The organism is Geopseudomonas sagittaria, assembly GCF_900115715.1.
GTDB lineage: Bacteria > Pseudomonadota > Gammaproteobacteria > Pseudomonadales > Pseudomonadaceae > Geopseudomonas > Geopseudomonas sagittaria.
This window is the reverse complement of record NZ_FOXM01000007.1, coordinates 96084-118252: the sequence shown is the minus strand read 5'-3', so window position 1 is coordinate 118252 and position 22169 is coordinate 96084. Positions and strand designations below refer to the sequence as shown.

Genomic DNA, 22169 nt, shown 5'->3' with positions numbered 1-22169 from the left:
AGGCTGCCCGGTATGGACACCTCCTTCGATCCCGCCCTCGACCTGGCCGAGCACCTGCTGGTGCTGCTGCGCCAGACGCCGGCCGGCCTCAGCGAGCACCAGATCATCCGTCAGCTCAAGGATGGGCACTGCTCGCATATTCCCCAGCTGCCGCTGAGCGACAAGCTGGTGCTGTTTCGCACCCACTTCATGCTGTTCAACGCCCTCTACCGCCTGCGCGACCGCCTGTGGGCCGAGCGTAGCGCGCACCTGGACATCAGCCCGCTGCGGGTACGCCTGCTACCCTACCAGGACGGCCAGCAGGGCCTGACCGGGCATGACCCGCTGCGCGCCTACTACCTCGACGAGACCCACCTGCGCGACACCCGCGAAGAGGATGTCGCGCACCTGCTGCGGAGCTTCTGGACCCGCATGCACGGCGGCGAGGAGCAGCAGGCGGCGCTGGAACTGTTCGGCCTGGAGGCGCGGACCGACTACCCGGCCATCCGCCTGCGCTATCGCCAGCTGGTCAGCCAGCACCACCCGGATCGCGGTGGCAGCACCTCACGCCTGCAGTCGATCAACAAGGCGATGGAAATTCTCGAACGCTATTACAAGCGTGGCTGAGAGGCTAAATCGCTCTATCCGCTGGTACGGCAGCCCACCGGGAGACGCCTATACTGCGACATAAGGTCGCAGAGGACGACCCGGCACCGGATGGCACTGGTCACGTGCCTCCGGCGCCTTGTCAGCGGCGATCCGCCTATAACGAAGAGGTGTCTGATCATGATCCACCACGTCTGGGGGCTCTTCACCCATCCTGATCAAGAATGGCAAGAGATTCGTGGCGACAAAGAAACCATCAGCCATATGTATTTGAGTCACGTCCTGATCCTGGCCGCCATCCCGGCGGTCTCCGCCTATATCGGTACGACCCAGGTCGGCTGGTCGTTCGGCAGCGGCGACGCGGTACGCCTGACCGAGTCCAGCGCACTGCAGATGACCGTACTGTCCTACCTGGCCATGCTGGCCGGAGTGGCCGCCATGGGGGCGTTCATCCACTGGATGGCGCGCACCTACGACGCCAGACCCAGCCTGACCGACGCGGTGGTGTTTGCCGCCTACTGCGCCACGCCCCTGTTCATCGGCGGCCTGGCTGCGCTGTACCCGAACCTGTGGCTGGCCATGGGCGTCGGAACCCTGGCGGTGTGCTACACGGCCTACCTGCTGTACGTCGGCATCCCGGCCTTCATGAACATCCCCAAGGACGAGGGCTTCATGTTCTCCAGCTCGGTGCTGGCGGTGGGACTGGTAGTGCTGGTGGCGATGATGGCCATCTCGGTGGTGCTGTGGGGCTTCGGGGTGGGCCCGGTGTACACCAGCTGAAACAAGACAACTTGGCGTAGGTCCGGTCGATACCCCAACAACAATCACGGACCATCACCTCTGAGGCCGCCTGCGGGCGGCCTTGCTGTTTGTAGCGCACGCGGCTGGCATAATCGGCACACGCCCCCTGCCCCGGCTCGCCCATGCCCGAACAGTTGCTTGCCCGCGTCGAAGCCTGCTACCAGCAGGCCGAGGCCTTCTTCGCCTGCCGCTTTCCCCGCCCGCAGATCAGCCTGCGCCTGCGCGGCCTCAAGGCCGGGGTCGCCCACCTCACGGAGAACCGTCTGCGCTTCAACGCCCAGCTGTACCGGGAGAATCGCGAGCACTTCCTGCGCCAGACCGTGGCCCACGAGGTGGCCCACCTGGTCGCCCACCAGCGCTTCGGCGCCGGCATCCGTCCGCACGGCAGCGAATGGCAGCAGATCATGCTCAAGGTCTACGGCCTGCCCGCCGAGCGCTGCCATAGCTACGAAGTGAAGCGCCGGCAGCGGCCCTACCTGTACCGCTGCCAGTGTCCGGACGGCGAATTTCCCTTCACCGCGCAGCGCCATGCCCTGGTGCTGCGCGGACGCAGCTACCTGTGTCGGCGCTGCCGGGCGACCCTGGTATTCAGCGGCGAACAGCGCCCGTGAGCGCAACTCCACAGGTGCAGGCTCCCTCTTGCGTGCGCAGCGGCTGACGCCCCGCCGGCCGGCGCCGCTCAGCCCTGCGACGGCGTGCCATCCAGGCGCGGCTGGAGCTGCAGAAACTCCTGGGCGGAAACCTGCCACGACTGCCGCTGTGCCTCGGCGGCACAGGCGCGCCGATCCAGATTCAGCGCCTGCAGGCAGGCGCGCTGCAGATCCTCGTCCATCACCCCGCTGACGCCCTGGCGCAGCACGTCCAGTGGCCCGGCCACCGGAAAAGCCGCCACCGGCGTGCCACAGGCCAGCGCTTCGAGCATCACCAGGCCGAGGGTGTCGGTGCGCGAGGGGAACACCAGCACGCTGGCGCCGCGATAGGCCTCGGCCAGTTCATCCGGACTCAGGTAGCCGCAGAAGTGCGCCTGCGGATAGCGCCGCTCGAGTTCGGCACGCAGCGGGCCATCGCCGACCACCCGCTTCTCGCCCGGCAGATCGAGGTCGAGGAACGCCTCGAGGTTCTTTTCCGGTGCCAGGCGCCCGGCATACAGAAACCGCGGTGCGCTCTCCCCCGCGTCCAGACGCGGCTGGAACTGGCGCAGATCCACGCCCTTGCGCCACAGCGCCAGGCGCTTGAAGCCATGCCCGGCGAACTCGTCCTGCAGGCGTTCGGTGCTGACCAGCACCGCGCTGCTCGGCCGGTGGAAGACGCGCAGCCAGGCATAGCCCCAGTCCAGCGGTATCCATGGCCAGCGCCCGTTCACATACTCGGGAAAGCGCGTGTGGATCGCCGTGGAAAACGCCTGCTTCTGGCGCTTCAGCCAGTGTCGCGCGGCCCAGCCCAGCGGCCCCTCGGTGGCCAGGTGCACGGCGTCCGGAGCGAAGGCGCGGATCTTCGCCGCCAGCGTCCACACATCCCAGGCCAGCGGGATAGACGCATAGCCCGGACAGGGCAACGTGCGAAAGTCCTGCGGCGACAGCACGCCGACCTCGTGCCCCAGCTGCTCCAACTCGGCCACCAGCGCGCGCAGGCTGGTAACCACGCCGTTGACCTGCGGCGCCCAGGCGTCGCTGACGATCAGCAGCCTCATGACAGTGGCTCCGCCAGGGGCTCGGCGACGTCGTCCTCCACCACCACGCCGGCCTGCGCATCGGCCGCCAGGCGGTAGAGTTCGATCCGACCATCGGCATGCTCGATCAACGCGCTGCAGGACTCCACCCAGTCGCCGCAGTTGAGGTACTCGATGGCGCCCACGCGACGGATCTCGGCGTGGTGGATATGCCCGCAGACCACGCCGTGGAAACCGCGCTTGGTGCACTCGTGGGCCAGCGCCTCCTCGAACTCGCTGATGTAGCTGACCGCGCCCTTGACCTTGTGCTTGAGCCAGGCCGACAGCGACCAGTAGCCGTAGCCCCAGCGCTGGCGCCAGTGGTTGAGCCAGCGGTTGAGCGTGAGGGTGAACTCGTAGGCCGAGTCGCCGAGAAAGGCCAGCCACTTGTGATAGCGGGTGATCACGTCGAACTGGTCGCCGTGCAGCACCAGCAGGCGGCGACCGTCGGCGGTGAAGTGCTCGGCCTCGTCGACCAGGCGGATGTTGCCCAGCACCAGATCCGCGTAGCGGCGCAGGCACTCGTCGTGGTTGCCGGTGACGTAGATCACCTCGGTGCCGCGCCGGCTCATGTTGATCAGCCGGCGGATGACGTTGGTGTGGCTCTGCGGCCAGTACACGCCGCTGCGCAGCTTCCAGCCGTCGATGATGTCGCCGACCAGATAGACCCGCTCGGGCGCGTAGCGCTTGAGGAAGGCATCCAGGCGTTCGGCCTGGCAGTCGCGGGTCCCCAGATGCACGTCGGAGATCCACAGGGTGCGCACGGACTGCTTGCGCTTGGACGGGAGCGGCTGGGCTAGGGTCATCGACGGCCTCCGGCGGATTTCCCCGAGGGTGCGGCAGCGTCGTGTAAGCGGGATGACAGGCCGACTGCAGGGTGATGACAGGCGATGGCCGTGCACCGATCGATCCGGCCGGATCGATCGGTGCACGGCTGGGGCATCAGGGGGCTGGACCCTGCCGAGCCTCAGCCCCGCTCGGCGGCGGCGCTCCAGCCGCCGCCGAGGGCCTTGTACAGCGCCACCTCGCTGCTCAGCTGGCGCAGGCGGTCGCTGAGCAGCTGCTGCTGGGCGGCGAACAGCTCGCGCTGGGCGTCGAGCACCGCCAGGTAGTTGTCGACGCCCTCGTCGTAGCGCTGGCGGGCCAACTGGTAGTACTCGCGGTTGTTGTCGACCAGATCGCGCTGCGCCTGCAGCTGTTCGCCGTAGGTACCGCGCGCGGCCAGACCGTCGGCGACTTCGCGGAAGGCGCCCTGGATGCTCCGCTCGTACTGCGCGACATTGATGTCCTTCTGCACCTTCGCGTAGTCGAGGTTGGCCTTGAGCCGGCCAGCGGTGAAGATCGGCACGTTGATCTGCGGGACGAAGCTCCAGATCCCCGAGCCACCGTCGAACAAGCCGTCCAGCTCGCGGCTGGCGGTGCCCGCCGCGGCGGTCAGGCGAACGCTCGGGAAGAACGCCGCGCGTGCCGCGCCGATATCGGCGTTGGCCGCGCGCAGGCGATGCTCGGCGGCGCGGATATCCGGACGCTGCAGCAGCAGATCCGCCGGCACGCCGGCGGGCAGCTCGGCCAGCAGCTGATCGTCAAGCCCGCTGCCCTGCGCCAGGTCGCCCGGGACGGCGCTGCCAAGCAGCAGCTGCAGGGCATTGACGTCCTGCGCCACCTGGCGGGTATACAGCGCCTGCTGCACCCGCGCCTGCTCCACCAGGCTGCGCGCCTGGCGCACGTCGAGCGCCGAGGCGGTGCCGACTTCCTGGCTGGCCTCGATCAGGCGCAGGCTCTTGGTGTAGCTGTCCAGGGTCGAGCGAGTCAGCGCCAGCTGGGCCTGGTCGGTACGCCAGGTCAGGTAGGCGGTGGCCACGTCGCCGACCAGGGCGATCTGCACGCTGCGCTGCGCCTCCGCGGTGGCCAGGTACTCCTCCAGGGCCGAGCGTTCGAGGCTGCGCAGGCGGCCGAACAGATCCAGCTCGTAGGCGACGCCCAGCGACACGTCGTACTGGCTGTGGATGCCCGACTCGCCGCTCGGCGACAGTTCGTCAGGCAGGCGCTGGCGTGTGCCGGCGGCGCCGGCGTCGACCGAGGGGAACAGCTCGGCGCGCTGGATGCGATGCAGGGCGCGATAGGCCTCGACGTTCAGCGCCGCCTGGCGCAGGTCGCGGTTGTTGTCGAGCGCCACGCCGATCAACCGCTGCAGCGCCGGATCGCGGAAGAACGCCTGCCAGCCCGGTGCGGCAGCGCTCACCCCGCCCTCCGCCGCCGGCGGGTAGGCCTCGCCCTGCGGCCAGTCGACCTGGACTGGCGCGGCCGGGCGTTGATAGTCGGGGATCAGGCTGCAACCGCCGAGCGCCACGGCCAGCGCCAGGGTCAGATACTTGAACTTCATGCCGACTCTCCTTCCGCCTGGGGCGCTTTCTTGTTGCGCTCGAACAGCTTGACCACCACCACGTAGAACAGCGGCACGAAGAACACCGCGAGCACGGTGGCGGTGATCATCCCGCCCACCACGCCGGTGGCGAGCGAGTGCTGGCTGCCGGCGCCGGCGCCGGAGGCGATGGCCATCGGCAGCACGCCGAAGGTGAAGGCCAGCGAGGTCATGATGATCGGCCGCAGGCGCAGCTTGGCGGCCTCAGTGGCGGCCTTGACCAGCGGCATGCCTTCCTTCTCGTAGAGCTCCTTGGCGAACTCGACGATCAGGATGGCGTTCTTCGCCGACAGGCCGACGGTGGTCATCAGGCCGATCTGGAAGTACACGTCGGCACTCAGGTCACGCCACAGGGTGGCGAGCACCGCGCCGAGGATGCCCAGCGGCACCACCAGCATCACCGATACCGGCACCGACCAGCTCTCGTAGAGGGCGGCCAGACAGAGGAACACGATCAGCACGGTCAGCGCGTAGAGCATGGGCGCCTGGTCGCCGGTCTGGATTTCCTCGTAGGACAGGCCGGTGTAGCTCAGGCCGATGCCCGGTGGCAGCTGCTGCATGATCTCGGCGATGGCGAGCATGGCGTCGCCGGTGCTGTAACCCGGTGCCGGCTCGCCGAGGATCTCCACCGAGGAGATGCCGCCGTAGCGCTCCAGCTTGGGCGAGCCGTAGACCCACTCGCCGGTGGCGAAGGCCGAGAACGGCACCATCTCGCCCAGCGCGTTGCGCACGTACCACTTGTCGAAGTCCTCGGGCGAGATCCGCGAGCTGTCCTCGCCCTGCAGGTAGACGCGCTTGACCCGACCGCGGTCGATGAAGTCGTTGACGTACATCGAGCCCCAGGCCGCCGACATGGTGTCGTTGATCGAGGCGATGCTGACCTGCAGGGCGCGGGCCTTCTCGTCGTCGATGTTGACCTTGAACTGCGGCTCGTCGTCCTTGCCGTTGGGGCGCACCATGCGCAGTACCGGGTTCTGGTTGGCCAGCTGCAGGAACTGGTTGCGCGCCTCCATCAGCGCCTCGTGGCCCATCCCCGAGTTGTCCTGCAGGTACAGGTTGAAGCCCATGGCGTTGCCCATCTCGAGGATCGCCGGCGGCACGAAGGCCATCACCGTGGCGTCCTTGATCTGCGCGAAACGGGCGTTGGCGCGCTGGGCCAGGCTGAACACGTCCTGGCCTTCCTCCGCGCGCACGCTCCAGTCCTTGAGCACGACCAGCGACAGGCCCGAGTTCTGCCCGCGGCCGGCGAAGTTGAAGCCGTTGACGGTCAGCGCCGAGCTCACCACCTCGCCCTCTTCTTCCAGCAGGTAAGCCCTGACCTCCTCGAGCACCGCTTCGGTGCGCTCGGCCGTGGCGTTCAACGGCATGCGCACTTCGACCGCCATCAACCCCTGGTCCTCGTTGGGCAGGAAGGCCTTGGGGATCTGGGTGAACAGCCAGCCGGTGCCGCCGACAATCAGCACGAAGGCCAGCAGGTAACGGCCGCGGTGCTTGAGCATGCCGCCGACGCCGCGCTCGAAGCGCGTCGCGCCGCGGTCGAAGGTGCGGTTGAACCAGCCGAAAAAGCCCTTCTTCTCGTGGTGGGCATCGCCCTTGGGCACCTTGAGGAGGGTGGCGCACAGCGCCGGGGTGAAGATCAGCGCGACCAGCACCGACAGCCCCATGCACACCACAATGGTCACGGCGAACTGCTTGTAGATGATCCCGGCGGAGCCGCCGAAGAAGGCCATCGGCACGAACACCGCCGAGAGCACCATGCCGATGCCGATCAGCGCGCCGGAGATCTGCCCCATGGACTTGCGCGTGGCTTCCAGCGGCGACAGGCCTTCCTCGTGCATCAGGCGCTCGACGTTCTCCACCACCACGATGGCGTCGTCCACCAGCAGGCCGATGGCCAGCACCATGGCGTACATGGTCAGCACGTTGATGCTGATGCCGAAGAACGGCAGCACGGCGAAGGCGCCGAGCAGGACGATGGGCACCGCCAGGGTGGGAATCAGCGTGGCGCGCAGGCTCTGCAGGAACAGGAACATCACCAGGAAGACCAGCACCACGGCCTCGATGATGGTGTGGATCACCGAGCTGATCGAGGCTTCGACGACCGGGGTGGTGTCATAGGGATAGATCACCTCGACGCCGTCCGGCAGGTAGGCCTTCTGCTTCTCCATGACGGCTTTCACCGCCGTCACCGTTTCCAGCAGGTTGCCGCCACTGGCCAGACGCAGGGCCAGACCCGCCGAAGGCCGGCCGTCGTGCTTGCTGGAGATGGAGAAGTTGTCGGCGCCCAGCTCGACCCTGGCCAGATCCTTGACGCGGATCTGCGCGCCATCGGCCTTGACCTTGACGAGGATTTCCTCGAACTCGGCCGCGCTGGTCATGCGGGTCTTGCCGAGCACGGTGGCGTTGAGCTGCACGCCCGAACGGGTCGGCAGACCTCCTAGTTGGCCGGAGGATACCTGCACGTTCTGCTGGCGGATGGCGTCGGCCACGTCGGCCGGGGTCAGCTGGTAGCTGTTGAGCTTGGCCGGATCGAGCCAGATGCGCATGGCGTTCGGCGAGCCGAACAGCTGGAAGTCACCGACGCCGTTGATCCGCGAGATCGGGTCCTGCAGCTGCGAGGCGATCAGGTTGCCGAGATCGAAGTTGCTCAGCTTGCCGGTGCTGTCCACCAGGCCGACGATCAGGAAGAAGTTCTTCTGATACTTGACCACGCGCAGGCCCTGGCGCTGCACCTCCTCCGGCAGCCTGGGGGTGGCCAGCTGCAGCTTGTTCTGCACCTGGACCTGAGCGATGTCCGGGTCGGTGCCCTGCTCGAAGGTCACGATGATGGTCATGCTGCCGTCGGAGCTGCTTTCGGCGGACATGTAGCGGAAACCGTCGAGGCCGCTGAGCTGCTGCTCGATGACCTGCACCACGGTGTCCTGCACCGTCCGCGCCGAGGCACCCGGGTAGACGACCTGGACCGCTACCGCCGGGGCAGCGATGTTGGGGTACTGGCTGATCGGCATCTTCAGCAGCGACAGCGTGCCGGCGAGCATGGCGACGATCGCCAGTACCCAGGCGAAGATCGGCCGGTCAATGAAGAAACGTGACATCGGGGGCGAGCTCCTCAGTTGGCCGCTTGGTCGGTCGGCTTGCCGAATTCGGCGACCAGTTCGACGTTGCCGGCCGCGACCGGCTTGACCGTGATGCCGCTGCGCACCCGCTGGATGCCTTCGGTCACCACCTGCTCACCGCTCTGGATACCCTTGCCGATCAGCCAGGCGTTGCCCACGGTACGCAGGGTCTCGACCTCGCGCAGTTCGACGCTGGCGTCGGCCTTGACCACCCAGACACCGGCCTGGCCGCGGCTGTCGCGGATCACCGCCTGCTGCGGCACCAGCAGGGCGTCCTGCTGGGTGCCCTCCTTGAGCAGCGCGTGGACGAACATGCCGGGCAGCAGCTTGCGCTCCGGGTTGGGGAACTCGGCGCGCAGGGTCACCGAGCCGGTGGTCTCGTCGACGCTGACCTCGGAGAACTTCAGGGTGCCGGGCAGCGGATAGGCGCTGCCGTCGTCGAGGGTCAGGCTGACCTCGGCCTGGTCGTTGCCGGAGCGCTGCAGACGCCCGGACTCCAGCGCGCGGCGCAGGCCGAGCAGCTTGGTGATCGGCTGGTTGACGTCGACGTAGATCGGATCGAGCTGGGTCACGGTGGCCAGTTCCTGGGCCTGGCTGTTGGTCACCAGCGCCCCCTCGGTCACCGCCGAGCGGCCGATACGTCCGGAGATCGGCGCCAGCACCTTGGTGTACTGCACATCGATGCGCGCCACCTGCACCTCGGCCTGCGCCTGCTTCCAGGCGGCCTGGGCGTCGTCGTACTGCTGCCGGCTGACCGCGTTGGTCTTGAGCAGGCGCTCATAGCGGCGGGCCAGGTTCTCGGCGGTGGTCAGGTTGGCCTCGGCGCGGGACAGGCGCGCCTCGTAGGTGCGCGGGTCGATCTGGTACAGCGGCTGACCCTTCTTGACCTCGCTGCCCTCGGTGAACAAACGCTGCTGGAGGATGCCGCTGACCTGTGGGCGGACCTCGGCGACCCGGTAGGCGGAGGTGCGCCCAGGCAGGTCGGTGGTCAGCGTCAGCGGCTGGGCCTGCACGGTGTAGACGCCGACCTCCGGCGCCGGCGGTGCGCTGGCCGCCTGTTCCTGTTCGCCGCAACCGACCAGCAGCACCAGGGCCGCCAGAGGGAATATCCGCATCGCACGCAAGGGCCGTTTGTGCTTCACCGGCTCGTCTCCTTTGAATCGCATGGAAGTTGAGGCTTTCGCCCGCATGTACCACATAGCGATTCAGTGTATCATTATGTGGTTTTGGCGAGGCAAGCCCGAATGTAACGGAATCCGTGTCGGGTCCGCTGGCGGCCGAGCGCGCAGGGCCGGCCGGGCGCAAGGAGGCGCTGGTCTGGGCAGCGGCTGGCCACTACAGTAGCCACCTGTCTGACATGGGGCGTGCGGCGACTGAGCGCCGATGCGAAGAGAAGTCGATGAGTCAACACGAAGAAATCAGCGAAGGCGGCAAGCATTCGGGCATCCAGGTGATCGCCCGGGCCGCCGCCATCATGCGCGCCCTGGGCAGCAATCCGCAGGGACTGAGCCTGGCGGCCATCGCCCAGGTCGTCGAGCTGCCGCGCTCGACGGTGCAGCGCATCATCAATGCGCTCGAGGAGGAGTTCCTGGTCGAAGCCCGCGGCCCCAGCGGCGGCTTTCGCCTCGGGCCGGCCCTGGGCCAGCTGATCAACCAGACGCAGACCGACATCATCACGCTGGTCAAGCCCCATCTGACCGCACTCGCCGAGCAACTCCAGGAGTCGGTCTGCCTGTCCTCGCTGGTCGGCGACAAGACCTACGTCGTCGATCGCATCGTCGCCGAGCGTGAATTGCGCGTGGTGTTCCCCATCGGCATCAACGCCCCGGCCTACGCCACCGCCAGCGGCAAGGCGCTGCTGGCCGAGCTGCCGACGGAAACGCTGAGCAATCTGCTACCCGAGCCCTTGCCGGCGTTCACGCCGAAGACCCTCGCCCGCGGGACGCTGCTGGCGCAATTGACGCAGATCGACAGCCGCGGCGTGGCCAGCGAGCACGACGAATACATCGAGGGGCTGAGCTCCTATGCGGTCGTGCTGGATACCTACCTGGGCCGCTACTCCATCGCCATAGTCGCGCCCAGCTCGCGCGCCATGCCACGAGCCGACGCATTCCGCCAGGCGCTGCTGGCCTGCAAGCAGGACATCGAGCGGGCGATCGGTCGCGCCCCGCGCAAATCCTGAGGACGCCACTCATGGCCAGAAAGACCCCCGAGGAGGCCGCGCTGACGCGCCAGCGCATTCTCGACGCGGCTGTGGAAGTGTTCGTCCACGACGGCATCGCCAGCGCCACGCTCGAACAGGTCGCCCGGCAGGCCGGTGTCAGCCGCGGTGCCATCTACTGGCACTTCAAGGGCAAGCAGGATCTGCTGCAGAGCATCCTCGACGAGCAGGCGCACCCGCTCGAATGCGCCGTGCCAGCCGACATCGGTTTCCAGGCCGGCTGGCAGCGCTTGCGCGAGGATCTGGGCGAAAGCGTCAGCGCAGATGCGCCGCGCAGACTGACCGAGATCATCCTGCACAAGAGCGAACGCAGGGCCGCCAGCGAGCCCATTCCCTTGCGCCTGGAACAGCTCCGGGAGTGCTTCATGCGCCGTCTGCAACGCCTGCTGACCGATGCCGTCGCCAACGGCGAGTTGGCGGCAGAGCTGGATATTCCAGCCATCGGCGAGGTTTTCCAGGGCTGCGTCGGCGGCCTGCTGTTCGAGTGCCTGCAACGCCCCGGCGCTGCGGCCCGCAAGATAGCCGCGACCCTGGACACCCTGCTCTACCTGCTGGAAAACCCGCCGGCCCATTTGCTGCTGGCCGGGCGGGGGCAATAGCTGCCTGCAGGGACAGACGCCGGCGCGCAAGCCGTCTAGACTGCGCCGACTTTTTCCGGAAGCCTGCGCAATGCCCTTCGCCCTCCCGACTGCACGCCGCCCCGTACGACCGCACTCCGCCAGCCACCGCGGCTGGATGCGCCAGCCATGACTCCGCGCAACGCCCTGCTCGCCGTGCATCTCGGCGCGCTGCTGTTCGGCCTGACCGGGGTGTTCGGCAAGCTGTCCGAGGCTGCGCCGCTGGCGATCACCGCCGGCCGCGCGCTGTTCGCGGTGCTGGCCCTCGGCCTGTTCCTCGTCCTCACCCGCAACGCCAGCGGCGGGCGGCCCGGCCTGCGCCAGCTGGGCCTGCTGGCCCTCGGCGGGCTGCTGCTGGGCAGCCACTGGCTGACCTTCTTCCATGCGGTGAAGGTGTCCGGCGTGGCCATCGCCACCCTCGGCTTCGCCAGCTTCCCGGCCTTCACCCTGCTGCTCGAGGGCCTGCTGTTCCGCGAACGACTACGGGCGGCGGAGTTCGCCGTGGTCGGCCTGGTGTGCCTCGGTCTGCTGCTGGTGACGCCGCAGTTCGAGCTGGCCAGCCAGGTCAGTCAGGGGCTGCTGTGGGCGGTGCTGTCCGGGCTGCTGTTCGCCCTGCTGTCGCTGGTCAACCGGGTCTGCGCCAGCGGCATCAGCTCGGTACAGGCGGCGCTGTGGCAGAACCTGACCATCGCCCTGTGCCTGCTGCCGCTGGCTGCGCCGCAACTGCCCGACCTGGCGGTGCTGGACTGGCTGTGGCTGGCCCTGCTCGGCGTGTTCTGCACCGGCCTGGCCCACAGCCTGTTCGTCGCCAGCCTGCGCGTGCTCAAGGCGCGCACGGCGGCGGTGGTGTTCGCCATGGAGCCGGTCTACGGGATCTTCTTCGCCTGGCTGCTGTTCAGCGAAATACCCAGCCTGAGCATCCTCGGCGGCGGCGCGCTGATCGTGCTGGCCACCCTCGTCAGCGCGCGCCTGCGGCGCTGAACACTCATGGCGCGGCGCGCTCGGCCCTCAGCTGTTCGGCCGACACGCAGGGCCGGCCGTCCAGGCGCGGCTGGCGGGCCAGGAACTCCAGCGCCGAAGCCTGCCATGACTGGCGCTGCGCCTCGGCCACGCACTGGCTGCGGTCCAGGCTCAAGGCCTGCAGGCAGGCACGCTGCAGATCCTCGTCCATTACGCCGCTGACGCCCTGGCGCAGCACATCCAGCGGCCCGCTCACCGGAAACGCCGCCACCGGCGTGCCGCAGGCCAGCGCCTCGAGCATGACCATCCCCAGGGTGTCGGTGCGCGAGGGAAACACCAGCACGCTGGCGCTGCGATAGGCCTGCGCCAGCGCCTCGCCACGCAGGTAACCGAGAAACTGCACGTGGGGGTAACGTCGCTCGAGCTCGGCCCGCAGCGGGCCGTCGCCCACCACCCGCAGCTCCCCGGGCAGGTCAAGCTCGAAGAACGCCTCGAGATTCTTCTCCGGCGCCAGGCGCCCGACATAGAGAAACACCCGACCGTGCTCTGCCTGCGGCTCGATGCGCGGCTTGAACTGGCCGATGTCCACGCCCTTGCGCCACAGCACCAGCCGGGAGAAGCCCAGCTGGGCGAACTCGACCTGCAGCCGCACGGTGCTGACCAGCACCGCACCGCTGGGCCGATGAAAGGCACGCAGCCAGGCATAACCCCAGCTCAGGGGGATCACCGGCCAGCGCGCATGCACGAACTCGGGAAACCGTGTGTGCATGGCGGTCGAAAACGCCAGCCCGTGGCGCTGCAGCCAGCGCCGCGCCGCCCAGCCGAGCGGACCTTCGGTGGCCAGATGCACGGCATCCGGGGCGAACTCGCGGATCTTCTCGGCCACGCGCCAGAGATCCCAGACCAGCAGAATTTCCGGGTAGCCCGGACAGGGCACGGCGCGAAAGTCCAGCGGCGACAGCACGCGCACCTCATGCCCGAGCGCCTCCAGTTGGTCTGCCAGCGCCCGCAGGCAGGTGGTTACCCCGCTCACCCGCGGCTCCCAGGTATCGCTGACGATCAACAGCCGCATAGGGACAATCCGTCAGCCCCATCGATTGGCGCGCAAGGCACTGCAGCCATCCGCGGGCGGATCGGGCGCGGCCCGCTCGTCGACGGGCAAAGCTGGGCACAGTCCATCTGCCACCTCCGGCTGGGATTGAGCGATCTGCACGGGCATTGCGCGGCCGCACGCTCGCGTAATGCGAATGACGCAAAACCTCGTTACCGCAGCATAGTCCAGTCGCGCGCCACTGCCGGTCGTCGCCGCGCGTGGAGGATTTGACGCCCGCTCAGCTGCTGCGCGAGCGGTCGCTGTGACCCAGATCGCGCTGCGGGTCGATGCGATCGCGCACCCGCTGCTTGAGCACCTTGGCCTCGGGAAAGCCACCGTCGGCCTTGCGCTCCCAGATCTCGACGCCGTCGCAAGTGATGCGGAACACCCCGCCGGTCCCAGGCTCCAGCGCCACCCGGGCAAGGTCGTCGCTGAAGGTGGAGAGCAGCTCCTGGGCCAGCCAGGCCGCGCGCAGCAGCCATTGGCACTGGGTGCAGTAGGTGATCACGACTTCGGGTTTGCCAGTGCTCATGGCGCAGTTCCTGCGAGAAAGACGGACGGGGCGCCATCATAGCGCCCCGCCCTTGCTGTCGTTCAGCGCTTGCTGCGCAGCAGCCAGGCCGGCCAGAGGGCCAGGGCAAACAGCGCGGTCAGCAGCCAGAAGCTCTGCACAAAGGCCTGGGCATCACCCGCGGCACTCGCCCCTTCGGCCACATGGCGCCACTCGATGAAGAAGGTCAGCAGGTTGATGCCCAGCGCCCCGCCGAGCTGACGCATGAAGCTGATTGTGCCGGTGGCCGGCGCCAGCTCCTCGGCGGGCAGGTCCTGCACCGCGGCGGTACTCACCCCAGGCATGATGCCGCCGATGCCCAGGCGCCCCAGCGAGGCCCAGGCGCAGATCGCCCAGAAGCTCGCGCCGGTGCCCATCAGCGCCTGACCGGCGGTGGACAGCGTGAGCAGGCCGAGGCCGCCGACCAGCAGCCAGCGCGCGGCCAGCTTGTCGCTCAGCCAGCCGCCGGCGAACACCGCGACGCCCAGCACCAGGCCGGTGGGCAGCAGCAGCAGACCGGCGTCGCTGGCGCTGTAGCCCTCCACCGTCTGCACGTACAGCGGCACCAGATAGGTCACGCCGAACAGACTGACGCCGAGCACCATGGATACCCAGCTGGTATGGCGGAAGCTGGCGTTGCGCCACAGGCGCAGCGGCAGCAACGGCGCGGAGTGGTGGGTGCAGCGCCAGAGGAAGGCGGCCAGGCCCAGCAGGCCGACCGCGCCGGTCAGCAGGGTCGCGTCGTGCAGCCAGCCGAAGCGCTGCGCCTCGGCCAGCGCGGCGAGGATGCCGAACAGCGCCAGGTTGAGCAGGATGAAGCCGGGCACGTCGAGGCGCGGCGGCGTCAGCGAGCGCAGGGTCGGCAGCAGCAGCGCGCCGCCGACCAGGCTGAGAATGCACACCGGCGCCGGCAGCCAGAACACCGCGCGCCAGCCGAAATGGTCGACCAGGAAGCCGGCCAGGGTCGGCCCCAGCGCCGGCGCCATCATCGCCCCCAGGCCGAACAGGCCCAGGGCCATGCCGCGCCCCTCGCCCGGATAGGTGCGGAAGATCAGCACCATGGACAGCGGCTGGGCGATGCCGGCGCACAGGCCCTGGACGATGCGGATGGCGATCAGCGCCCAGATCGAGGTGACGAAGGGCGCCACCAGCGAGGTGACCAGGAACAGGCCGAAGCTGGTCAGCAGGGTCGCCCGCGGACCGAAGCGCGCCTGCGCCCAGGACGACAGCAGCAGGCCGGAGGTCATCGCGGCGAGCACGCCGGTGACCAGCCACTGGGCCAGCGGCCGGCCGATGGCGAAGTCCTGCATGATCGCCGGCAGGGCCACGTTGATGCTGGTCGACGACAGCACCATGGTCATGGTGGAAATGATCAGCAGCGCCAGCAGCCAGCGTGGGTAATGCCTGCCGAAACGCGCGGCAAGGACGTCGAGATCGTGGCCCATGTCAGCGCCGCTCCAGGTTGGCCTGCATCTGGCCCAACACGCGCTGGCACACCTCCAGATCCTGCTGGTCGATATTGGCGAGGATCTCGCCGCGCAGCTCGCTGGCGATGGCCTCGATCTGTGCGATCAGCGTCTCGGTGCCCGGCAACAGCTCGATGCGCTTGGCCCGGCGGTCCTCGGCCACCGTCACCCGCCGCACCAGCTGCTGCGCCTCGAGGCCATCGAGCAGACGCGCCAGGGTTGCGCACTCGACGCCGACCTTGGCCGCCAGCTCGCTCTGCGTCGGCGCCTGCGCATAGCGCGCCAGATGCAGCAGCACCAGCCAGCGGGCCTGCGACAGGCCGAGATGGCTGAGGCGGCGATCCAGTTCGGCGCGCCAGGTACGCGCCAGCAGGGCGATGTCGGCACCGAAACGATGATCGGAATGGGCCATGGTTTAGCTCCAGATACTCAATGAGCTAATTATTAGCTTACTAAGTATTCATCTGCAACCACCGCCTGCCGCGCACGACGCAAGGCTGGGCGGCGCCGGAGACGGCGCCCGCAACTCAGGGGAATGGCGAACTCAGGCGTCCAGCTCGGACTCCAGCGCCGCCCGCACGCAGTACAGCACGCCGGGCGGCACGCGGCCGTCGAACAGCTCGGCAATCGCCGCCACCGGCGGCAGCTCGGCGTCGCCGTCGAGGAAGGCGTCGTGGATCTCGCCGAGCAGTTCCTCGGGCAGATCCAGCGCCTCCTCGAGGCTCAGCTGCTGGCGGCCGATGGCCTCGGCCAGCAGGCTGTAGACGTTCTTCTCCGTGCAGTCGAGCTGGCGGGCGATCTGCGCCGGGGTCATCCCGGAGCGCGCCAGGCTGACCAGCTCATGGCGCAGGTCGGTGACCTTCGGCGGCTCAGCGGGCGCGGCCGGACTGTCGGTGAGCACGTCGAGGAAGGCCTGGCCGTAGCGCTCCAGCTTGCGCGCGCCGACGCCGCTGACCCCGGCCATATCGCTCAGCGACTGCGGCTGGCTGCGCAGCATCTCCAGCAGGGTGGCGTCGGGGAAGATCACGTAGGGCGGCACGCTGTGCTCCTCGGCCAGCTTGCGGCGCAGGGTGCGCAAGGCCTCCCACAGCGGCCGCTCGTCGCCGCGCACCAGCTGGCTGGCCTGGCTCGGCCCGCTCGAACCGCGCGCGGCGCGCTGCGGCTTGAGGTCGCGGCGCAGCTGCAGATTGACCTCGCCGCGCAGCAGCGGCCGGCAGCTGTCGGTCAGGCGCAGGCCGCCGTAGCCGTCGAGGTCGACGTCGGCCAGACCGCGCGCCACCAGCTGGCGGAACAGGGTGCGCCAGTCGGCCTCGGCCAGCTCCTTGCCCTTGCCGAACACCGACAGGTGCTGGTGGCCGAGGGTGCGGATCTTGTCGGTCTCGCGGCCGAGCAGCAGGTCGATCAGGTGACCGACCCCGTAGCGCTGGCCGCTGCGGTAGATCGCCGACAGCGCCAGGCGCGCCGGCTCGGTGGCGTCCCAGGTTTCCACGCCGTCGACGCAGTTGTCGCAGTGCCCGCACGGCTTGGGCAGCTCCTCGTCGAAGTAGGCCAGCAGCGCCTGGCGGCGACAGCGGGTCTCCTCGCAGAGGGCGAGCATGGCTTCCAGCTTGTGGCGTTCGACGCGTTTGTGGCGCTCGTCGCCTTCGGAGTTCTGCAGCATCTGGCGCAGGAACAGCACGTCCTGCAGGCCGTAGGCCATCCACACTTCCGAGGGCAGGCCATCACGGCCGGCGCGGCCGGTTTCCTGGTAGTAGGCTTCCAGCGACTTGGGCAGGTCGAGGTGGGCGACGAAGCGCACGTTGGGCTTGTCGATGCCCATGCCGAAGGCGATGGTCGCCACCATGATCAGCCCTTCTTCATTGATGAAGCGCTTCTGGTTGTGCGCACGCAGCTCGCTGGGCAGGCCGGCGTGGTACGGCAGCGCCGGGTAGCCCTGCTCGCTGAGGAAGGTGGCGACCTCCTCGACCTTCTTGCGCGACATGCAGTAGACGATGCCGGCGTCGCCCTTGCGGTCGGCCAGGAAGCCGAGCAGCTGCTTGCGCGGCTGATCCTTGGGCACGATGCGGTAGAAGATGTTCGGGCGGTCGAAGCTGGAGAGGAACAGCTCGGCCTTCTCCAGATGCAGGCGCTGGGCGATCTCCTCGCGGGTGCGCATGTCCGCGGTGGCGGTCAGGGCGATGCGCGGCACCTGCGGGAACAGCTCGGCGAGCTGGCCGAGCTGCAGGTATTCGGGACGGAAGTCGTGGCCCCACTGCGACACGCAGTGCGCCTCGTCGATGGCGAACAGGGCGATCGGCAGGCTCTGCAGGAAGGCCAGCATGCGCGGCTGCACCAGGCGCTCGGGGGCCAGATAGAGCAGCTTGATCTCGCCGCGGCGCAGGCGCTCGGCGATCTCGCGCTGCTCCTCCGCCGTCTGCGTCGAGTTCAGCGCCACCGCTGCCACGCCCAGCTCGTCGAGGGTGGCGACCTGGTCGTCCATCAGTGCGATCAACGGCGACACCACCACCGCCACACCGTCGCGCAGCAGCGCCGGCACCTGGAAGCACAGCGACTTGCCGCCGCCGGTAGGCATCAGCACCAGGGCGTCACCGCCCTCGCTCAAGCGCTGGATGATGCGCGCCTGATTGCCGCGGAAAGCGTCGTAACCGAATACGTCTTTGAGGGTGCGCAGGGCTGAGTCGAGCATGGTGCCTCCAGGTGAAGCCGCGCATTATACGTCAGCCACGCGGCTCTACCGTGCGCCACTTGCCTAGCCGCCGCAGTGCGGCTCGTCTACAATCGACGCGCATCCGTCTTGAGGTAGTGTCCCGATGTCCTTCGCCGAGCAACTCTCCCGCCTGCAAGCCTTTCTCGATGCCGATGATCTGCATGAGGAAGCGCTGGACTACGTGGCCGCCCACGGTTACCTGACCGCCCTGTCCATCTGCCCCGAGCAGGTGCCCGAGCGCGAGTGGATCGACGCCCTGTTCGCCGAGCCACCGCACTACCGCAGCGATGCCGAGAAGGCCGAGATCGAAGAGACCCTGATCCAGCTGAAGACCCACATCGGTCGCCAGCTGGCCAGCGACGAGGACATGGAGCTGCCCTGCGACCTCGATCTGGGCGACGAGCCGGACGAGTCCGACCTGCGTGGCTGGTGCATCGGCTTCATGGAAGGCGTGTTCCTGCGCGAAGGCGTGTGGTTCGAGGATGCCGAGGACGAGGTCAGCGAGCTGCTGCTGCCGATCATGGTCGGTTCCGGCCTGTTCGATGAGCAACCGGAGTTCGACGAGATCGCCCGCGACCGCGACCTGGTCGACGACATGATCGACCAGATCCCCGAACTGCTGACCGCGCTGTTCCTGCTCTGCCAGGCCCCCGACGAGAAGCCCGCGCTGCTCAAGCCGCGCCAGCACTGAGTCGCGCCGCATGGCGCCACGCGAATATCCTGAGGTTCGTCATGCCTGGCTGCGCTGGTTGCTGCTGGGCATCGGCTGGATCAGCGTGGTGCTCGGCGTCATCGGCATCTTCCTGCCGGTCCTGCCCACCACCCCCTTCCTGCTGCTGGCCGCCGCCTGCTTCGTGCGCAGCTCGCGCCGCGTGTACATCTGGCTGGTCACCCACCCGCGCCTCGGCCCGTGGATCCGCGACTATCTCGACGGCGAGGGCATTCCGCTCAAGGCCAAGGCCTGGGCCATCGGCCTGATGTGGGCGAGCATCCTGCTGTCCTGCTATCTGGTCCCGCTGCTGCCGGCGCGCCTGTTCATGCTGACCAGCGCCGTGCTGGTCACCGTCTACATCCTGCGCCAGAAAACCCTCGGCCGCCCCTGAAAGCCTCGCCCGCTGACCAGCAGGCAGCGCCGATTGCGCCTATTCTCACTTGGGAACGGCAAGACAAGGGCAGTCGATGGAGCCGCAAGGGATGATCCCGCTACAGCTGGAGGGCAGGCGCGTACTGACGACCCTGTGCCTGCTCGCCGGCCTGCTGCTAGGCTTCCGAGCACACGCCTGGGGGGATTTTGCGCGGATCATCCAGCTGGCCGAACAACAGCATGGCGCCCTCGGCCCCGGCCGGGAGCGTCTGCAGGAGTGGGCCGACCTGCTCAGCACCGGCACCAAGCTGGACGAACAGGCACAGCTGCACGCGGTGAACGCCTTCTTCAACCGCAGCCTGCTGTTCATCGACGACGCGCGCACCTGGCAGCAGATCGACTACTGGGCAACCCCGGTCGAGGCGTTGGTCAAGGGCGCCGGCGACTGCGAGGACTATGCGATCGCCAAGTACCTGACACTGCGCCGCCTTGGCGTGCCCAGCGACAAGCTGCGCATCACCTACGTCAAGGCGCTGGAACTGAACCAGGCGCACATGGTGCTGACCTGGTACGCCACACCGACCAGCGACCCATTGGTGCTGGACAACCTGACCAGCGAGATCCGCCCTGCTTCGCAACGCCGCGACCTGCTGCCCGTGTATGCCTTCAACGCCGAAGGCCTCTGGCTGCCCGGCCCCGGCGGTGGCAGGCAGGGTGGCGACAGCAAGAATCTGTCGCGCTGGCAGGACCTGCTGAAGAAGATGCACGCCGAAGGCTTTGCCTCGAACTGAGGCTAGGAGGCTCCATGTCCCTGTTGAAGCAACTGTTCATCGCCATCTGCCTGTTCCTGCTGGTGGCCTTCACCGGCAGTTTCGTTACCAGCCTGGAAAGCTCGCGTGAACAGATGATCAGCCAGCTGCGCTCGCACGCCCAGGACGCGGCCACGGCGCTGGGCCTGTCGCTGACCCCGCACATCGACGATCCGGCGATGGTCGAGCTGATGGTCAACTCGATCTTCGACAGCGGCTACTACGCCAGCATCCGCGTGCAGCGTGCCGACGACGACAGCCTCATCGTCGAGCGACAGATGACTCCCGGTAGCGACGCCGTGCCGAACTGGTTCGGCAGCCTGGTCGATCTGCAGCCGGCAAGCGGCGAAGCCCTGATCATGCGCGGCTGGGAGCAGGCGGCCCGGGTCGAGGTGGTCAGCCATCCGCAGTTCGCCGTCGCCCGCCTGTGGGACAGCGCCATGGGCAGCCTGTCCTGGCTGCTGCTCTGCGGCCTGCTCAGCGCCGCCCTCGGCGGCTGGCTGCTGCGCCAGCAGTTGCGCCCGCTCGACGGCATGGTGCAGCAGGCCCAGGCCATCAGCCGGCGCGAATTCATCAGTCTGCCGCAGCTGCCGCGCACGCCCGAACTGCGCCGCGTGGTGCTGGCGATGAACCAGATGGTGGAAAAGCTGCGCAGCCTGTTCGCCGAGGCCGCGCAGCACAGCGAGGACCTGGCCCGCGAAGCCTATCAGGACAGCCTCACCGGCCTGGCCAACCGGCGCCGCTTCGACATGCGTCTGAGCAGCCAGCTGGTCGCCGGCGAACAGACCGCGGCCGGCTATCTGCTGCTCCTGCGGGTCAATGATCTGGCCGGCCTCAACCAGCGCCTGGGAGGCGCACGCAGCGATGCGCTGCTGTGCGCCATCGGCGAACTGCTGCAGCGCCTGAGCACCCAGCACGGCCATCCCGACTGGCTTGCCGCACGCACCCGCGGCGGCGAGTTCGCCTTGCTCATGCCCGGCCAGAGCAGCAGCGAAGCCGATCAACTGGCCAGCGAGCTCGACGCCGCCCTGGACAGCCTGCGCAGCACCGAGGCCAGCGACGGCGCGCCGCTGGCCCATGTCGGCCTGTGCGTGTTCCATCCCGGCGAAACCGAGCAACGGGTCCTCGCGCGTGCCGACCAGGCACTGGCCCAGGCCCAGAACAGCCCGGACAAACCCTGGGAGCGCCTGGACAACTACGAAGGCGGCGCAGGCCTCGACCAGCACGAATGGCGCGCCTGGCTGGATGATGCCCTCGGCCAGGGCAAGTTGCAGCTGTTCTTCCAGCCCGTCGTGCGCTGCGACGACCATGCGGCGATCCTGCACCACAAGGTGCTGGCCCGTCTGCTCGATGCCCAGGGTCAGGCCATTCCCGCCGGCATCTTCCTGCCCTGGGTCGCCCGCCTCGGCTGGATGCCGCGGCTCGATCAGCTGATGCTCGAACACGCCCTGGCGCATCTCGACCAGCACCCGCGACCACTGGCGCTGAGCCTGTCCAGCGCCACCCTGCACGACCAGATCAGCATGGCGCTGATTCTCCACACCCTGCGCGAGCACCCCCAGGCGGCCCATCTGCTGACCCTGGAACTGGACGAGCGCAGCCTGCCGATCGCGGAGCAGCTGCTACCGCTCTGCCAGTCGCTCCGTGAAACCGGCTACCAGATCGGCCTGCAGCATTTCGGCGGACGCTTCAGCTTGATCGGCAACCTGACCCATCTCGCCCTGGCCTACCTGAAGATCGACGGCAGCTTCATCCACGGACTGGACCGGGAGGCGGACAAGCGGGTGTTCATCGACGCCATCCGCCGCGCCACCCACAACATCGACCTGCCGCTGATCGCGGAAATGGTCGAGCGCGAGGGCGAAGCACGCGCCCTGCAGGAACTCGGCATCCACGGGGTGATGGGCCGCCTGATCGGCGCGCCGGCGCCCTGGCCGGGGCACCGTGCAGCCTCACCACACCAAGGCTGCCTGCCGTCCGATGCGCCGGAAGAGCTCGGATGAGACGCGGATGAGAAGAGTTCGGCGATA

The 22169-nt window shown here is 68.3% G+C and carries 20 protein-coding genes; 10 read left to right on the top strand and 10 right to left on the bottom strand.

Translation table 11 applies throughout. The annotated features are described in order from the left end of the window. The first annotated feature begins 12 nt into the window (after nucleotides 1–12). The 3 genes from BM297_RS10660 (at nucleotide 13) to BM297_RS10650 (ending at nucleotide 1997) form a co-directional block, all read left to right on the top strand. Nucleotides 13–606, top strand: coding sequence for a DNA-J related domain-containing protein (locus BM297_RS10660; protein WP_092431117.1), 594 nt, complete (start codon nucleotides 13–15; stop codon nucleotides 604–606). 159 nt (nucleotides 607–765) lie between these two features. Beyond that, nucleotides 766–1365 (top strand): Yip1 family protein, encoded by a 600-nt coding sequence (locus tag BM297_RS10655; RefSeq protein ID WP_092431115.1) that lies wholly within the window; start codon nucleotides 766–768, stop codon nucleotides 1363–1365. A 143-nt stretch (nucleotides 1366–1508) separates the two neighbouring features. Further along, nucleotides 1509–1997, top strand: coding sequence for a SprT family zinc-dependent metalloprotease (locus BM297_RS10650; RefSeq protein WP_092431113.1), 489 nt, complete (start codon nucleotides 1509–1511; stop codon nucleotides 1995–1997). 68 nt (nucleotides 1998–2065) lie between these two features. Here BM297_RS10650 and BM297_RS10645 read toward each other — a convergent pair whose 3' ends face one another. The 5 genes from BM297_RS10645 to BM297_RS10625 all read right to left on the bottom strand — a co-directional run bounded on the left by BM297_RS10645 (nucleotide 2066) and on the right by BM297_RS10625 (nucleotide 9747). After that, complete coding sequence (locus tag BM297_RS10645; protein WP_092431107.1) at nucleotides 2066–3076, bottom strand: glycosyltransferase family 4 protein; 1011 nt, start codon at nucleotides 3074–3076, stop codon at nucleotides 2066–2068. After that, nucleotides 3073–3900 carry a UDP-2,3-diacylglucosamine diphosphatase gene (locus tag BM297_RS10640; RefSeq protein ID WP_092431104.1) on the bottom strand — a complete coding sequence of 276 codons (828 nt, stop codon included), beginning with the start codon at nucleotides 3898–3900 and terminating at the stop codon, nucleotides 3073–3075. Before BM297_RS10640 ends, BM297_RS10645 begins: the two co-directional genes overlap by 4 nt. Before the next feature lie 161 nt (nucleotides 3901–4061). Beyond that, nucleotides 4062–5477, bottom strand: coding sequence for an efflux transporter outer membrane subunit (locus tag BM297_RS10635; RefSeq protein WP_092431102.1), 1416 nt, complete (start codon nucleotides 5475–5477; stop codon nucleotides 4062–4064). Further along, complete coding sequence (locus tag BM297_RS10630; protein WP_092431099.1) at nucleotides 5474–8611, bottom strand: efflux RND transporter permease subunit; 3138 nt, start codon at nucleotides 8609–8611, stop codon at nucleotides 5474–5476. The genes BM297_RS10635 and BM297_RS10630 overlap by 4 nt, the downstream gene beginning before the upstream one ends. Before the next feature lie 14 nt (nucleotides 8612–8625). Continuing rightward, on the bottom strand, nucleotides 8626–9747 hold the full coding sequence (locus tag BM297_RS10625; RefSeq protein ID WP_245768251.1) for an efflux RND transporter periplasmic adaptor subunit: 1122 nt from the start codon (nucleotides 9745–9747) through the stop codon (nucleotides 8626–8628). A 284-nt stretch (nucleotides 9748–10031) separates the two neighbouring features. On the opposite strand from BM297_RS10625, the gene BM297_RS10620 reads away from it, so the two are divergent. The 3 genes from BM297_RS10620 (at nucleotide 10032) to BM297_RS10610 (ending at nucleotide 12451) form a co-directional block, all read left to right on the top strand. Continuing rightward, nucleotides 10032–10814 carry an IclR family transcriptional regulator gene (locus BM297_RS10620; RefSeq protein WP_092431097.1) on the top strand — a complete coding sequence of 261 codons (783 nt, stop codon included), beginning with the start codon at nucleotides 10032–10034 and terminating at the stop codon, nucleotides 10812–10814. An 11-nt stretch (nucleotides 10815–10825) separates the two neighbouring features. Next, nucleotides 10826–11452 carry a TetR family transcriptional regulator gene (locus tag BM297_RS10615; protein ID WP_092431095.1) on the top strand — a complete coding sequence of 209 codons (627 nt, stop codon included), beginning with the start codon at nucleotides 10826–10828 and terminating at the stop codon, nucleotides 11450–11452. Nucleotides 11453–11599: 147 nt separating this feature from the next. Further along, complete coding sequence (locus BM297_RS10610) at nucleotides 11600–12451, top strand: DMT family transporter (RefSeq protein WP_092431093.1); 852 nt, start codon at nucleotides 11600–11602, stop codon at nucleotides 12449–12451. 4 nt (nucleotides 12452–12455) lie between these two features. Here BM297_RS10610 and BM297_RS10605 read toward each other — a convergent pair whose 3' ends face one another. From BM297_RS10605 to recQ, 5 genes are all read right to left on the bottom strand, one after another. After that, nucleotides 12456–13502 (bottom strand): glycosyltransferase family 4 protein, encoded by a 1047-nt coding sequence (locus BM297_RS10605; RefSeq protein ID WP_092431092.1) that lies wholly within the window; start codon nucleotides 13500–13502, stop codon nucleotides 12456–12458. A gap of 259 nt (nucleotides 13503–13761) precedes the next feature. Next, nucleotides 13762–14055 carry an Rdx family protein gene (locus BM297_RS10600; protein ID WP_092431091.1) on the bottom strand — a complete coding sequence of 98 codons (294 nt, stop codon included), beginning with the start codon at nucleotides 14053–14055 and terminating at the stop codon, nucleotides 13762–13764. Between the two features lie 62 nt (nucleotides 14056–14117). Beyond that, nucleotides 14118–15518 carry a DHA2 family efflux MFS transporter permease subunit gene (locus BM297_RS10595; protein ID WP_092431088.1) on the bottom strand — a complete coding sequence of 467 codons (1401 nt, stop codon included), beginning with the start codon at nucleotides 15516–15518 and terminating at the stop codon, nucleotides 14118–14120. Nucleotide 15519: 1 nt separating this feature from the next. Continuing rightward, the gene (locus BM297_RS10590; RefSeq protein ID WP_092431086.1) at nucleotides 15520–15951 is read right to left on the bottom strand and encodes a MarR family transcriptional regulator; all 432 of its coding nucleotides are present in this window, start codon (nucleotides 15949–15951) and stop codon (nucleotides 15520–15522) included. 132 nt (nucleotides 15952–16083) lie between these two features. Continuing rightward, on the bottom strand, nucleotides 16084–18225 hold the full coding sequence (recQ, locus tag BM297_RS10585) for a DNA helicase RecQ (protein ID WP_092431083.1): 2142 nt from the start codon (nucleotides 18223–18225) through the stop codon (nucleotides 16084–16086). 124 nt (nucleotides 18226–18349) lie between these two features. On the opposite strand from recQ, the gene BM297_RS10580 reads away from it, so the two are divergent. The 4 genes from BM297_RS10580 (at nucleotide 18350) to lapD (ending at nucleotide 22142) form a co-directional block, all read left to right on the top strand. Further along, nucleotides 18350–18937, top strand: a complete 588-nt coding sequence (locus tag BM297_RS10580) for a UPF0149 family protein (protein ID WP_092431080.1) — start codon at nucleotides 18350–18352, stop codon at nucleotides 18935–18937. 10 nt (nucleotides 18938–18947) lie between these two features. Then, nucleotides 18948–19349, top strand: a complete 402-nt coding sequence (locus BM297_RS10575; RefSeq protein ID WP_092431078.1) for a YbaN family protein — start codon at nucleotides 18948–18950, stop codon at nucleotides 19347–19349. Nucleotides 19350–19440: 91 nt separating this feature from the next. Continuing rightward, nucleotides 19441–20121: a cysteine protease LapG gene (lapG, locus tag BM297_RS10570; protein WP_245768250.1), complete on the top strand. Its 681-nt coding sequence runs from the start codon at nucleotides 19441–19443 to the stop codon at nucleotides 20119–20121. 14 nt (nucleotides 20122–20135) lie between these two features. Beyond that, nucleotides 20136–22142, top strand: coding sequence for a cyclic di-GMP receptor LapD (gene lapD, locus BM297_RS10565; RefSeq protein WP_092431074.1), 2007 nt, complete (start codon nucleotides 20136–20138; stop codon nucleotides 22140–22142). Nucleotides 22143–22169: the final 27 nt, after the last annotated feature.

Coding starts and splice junctions, on each gene's coding strand:
- BM297_RS10660 (WP_092431117.1), top strand. CDS start 13: ATGGACACCTCCTTCGATCCCGCCCTCGACCTGGCCGAGCACCTGCTG.
- BM297_RS10655 (WP_092431115.1), top strand. CDS start 766: ATGATCCACCACGTCTGGGGGCTCTTCACCCATCCTGATCAAGAATGG.
- BM297_RS10650 (WP_092431113.1), top strand. CDS start 1,509: ATGCCCGAACAGTTGCTTGCCCGCGTCGAAGCCTGCTACCAGCAGGCC.
- BM297_RS10645 (WP_092431107.1), bottom strand. CDS start 3,076: ATGAGGCTGCTGATCGTCAGCGACGCCTGGGCGCCGCAGGTCAACGGC.
- BM297_RS10640 (WP_092431104.1), bottom strand. CDS start 3,900: ATGACCCTAGCCCAGCCGCTCCCGTCCAAGCGCAAGCAGTCCGTGCGC.
- BM297_RS10635 (WP_092431102.1), bottom strand. CDS start 5,477: ATGAAGTTCAAGTATCTGACCCTGGCGCTGGCCGTGGCGCTCGGCGGT.
- BM297_RS10630 (WP_092431099.1), bottom strand. CDS start 8,611: ATGTCACGTTTCTTCATTGACCGGCCGATCTTCGCCTGGGTACTGGCG.
- BM297_RS10625 (WP_245768251.1), bottom strand. CDS start 9,747: ATGCGGATATTCCCTCTGGCGGCCCTGGTGCTGCTGGTCGGTTGCGGC.
- BM297_RS10620 (WP_092431097.1), top strand. CDS start 10,032: ATGAGTCAACACGAAGAAATCAGCGAAGGCGGCAAGCATTCGGGCATC.
- BM297_RS10615 (WP_092431095.1), top strand. CDS start 10,826: ATGGCCAGAAAGACCCCCGAGGAGGCCGCGCTGACGCGCCAGCGCATT.
- BM297_RS10610 (WP_092431093.1), top strand. CDS start 11,600: ATGACTCCGCGCAACGCCCTGCTCGCCGTGCATCTCGGCGCGCTGCTG.
- BM297_RS10605 (WP_092431092.1), bottom strand. CDS start 13,502: ATGCGGCTGTTGATCGTCAGCGATACCTGGGAGCCGCGGGTGAGCGGG.
- BM297_RS10600 (WP_092431091.1), bottom strand. CDS start 14,055: ATGAGCACTGGCAAACCCGAAGTCGTGATCACCTACTGCACCCAGTGC.
- BM297_RS10595 (WP_092431088.1), bottom strand. CDS start 15,518: ATGGGCCACGATCTCGACGTCCTTGCCGCGCGTTTCGGCAGGCATTAC.
- BM297_RS10590 (WP_092431086.1), bottom strand. CDS start 15,951: ATGGCCCATTCCGATCATCGTTTCGGTGCCGACATCGCCCTGCTGGCG.
- recQ (WP_092431083.1), bottom strand. CDS start 18,225: ATGCTCGACTCAGCCCTGCGCACCCTCAAAGACGTATTCGGTTACGAC.
- BM297_RS10580 (WP_092431080.1), top strand. CDS start 18,350: ATGTCCTTCGCCGAGCAACTCTCCCGCCTGCAAGCCTTTCTCGATGCC.
- BM297_RS10575 (WP_092431078.1), top strand. CDS start 18,948: ATGGCGCCACGCGAATATCCTGAGGTTCGTCATGCCTGGCTGCGCTGG.
- lapG (WP_245768250.1), top strand. CDS start 19,441: ATGATCCCGCTACAGCTGGAGGGCAGGCGCGTACTGACGACCCTGTGC.
- lapD (WP_092431074.1), top strand. CDS start 20,136: ATGTCCCTGTTGAAGCAACTGTTCATCGCCATCTGCCTGTTCCTGCTG.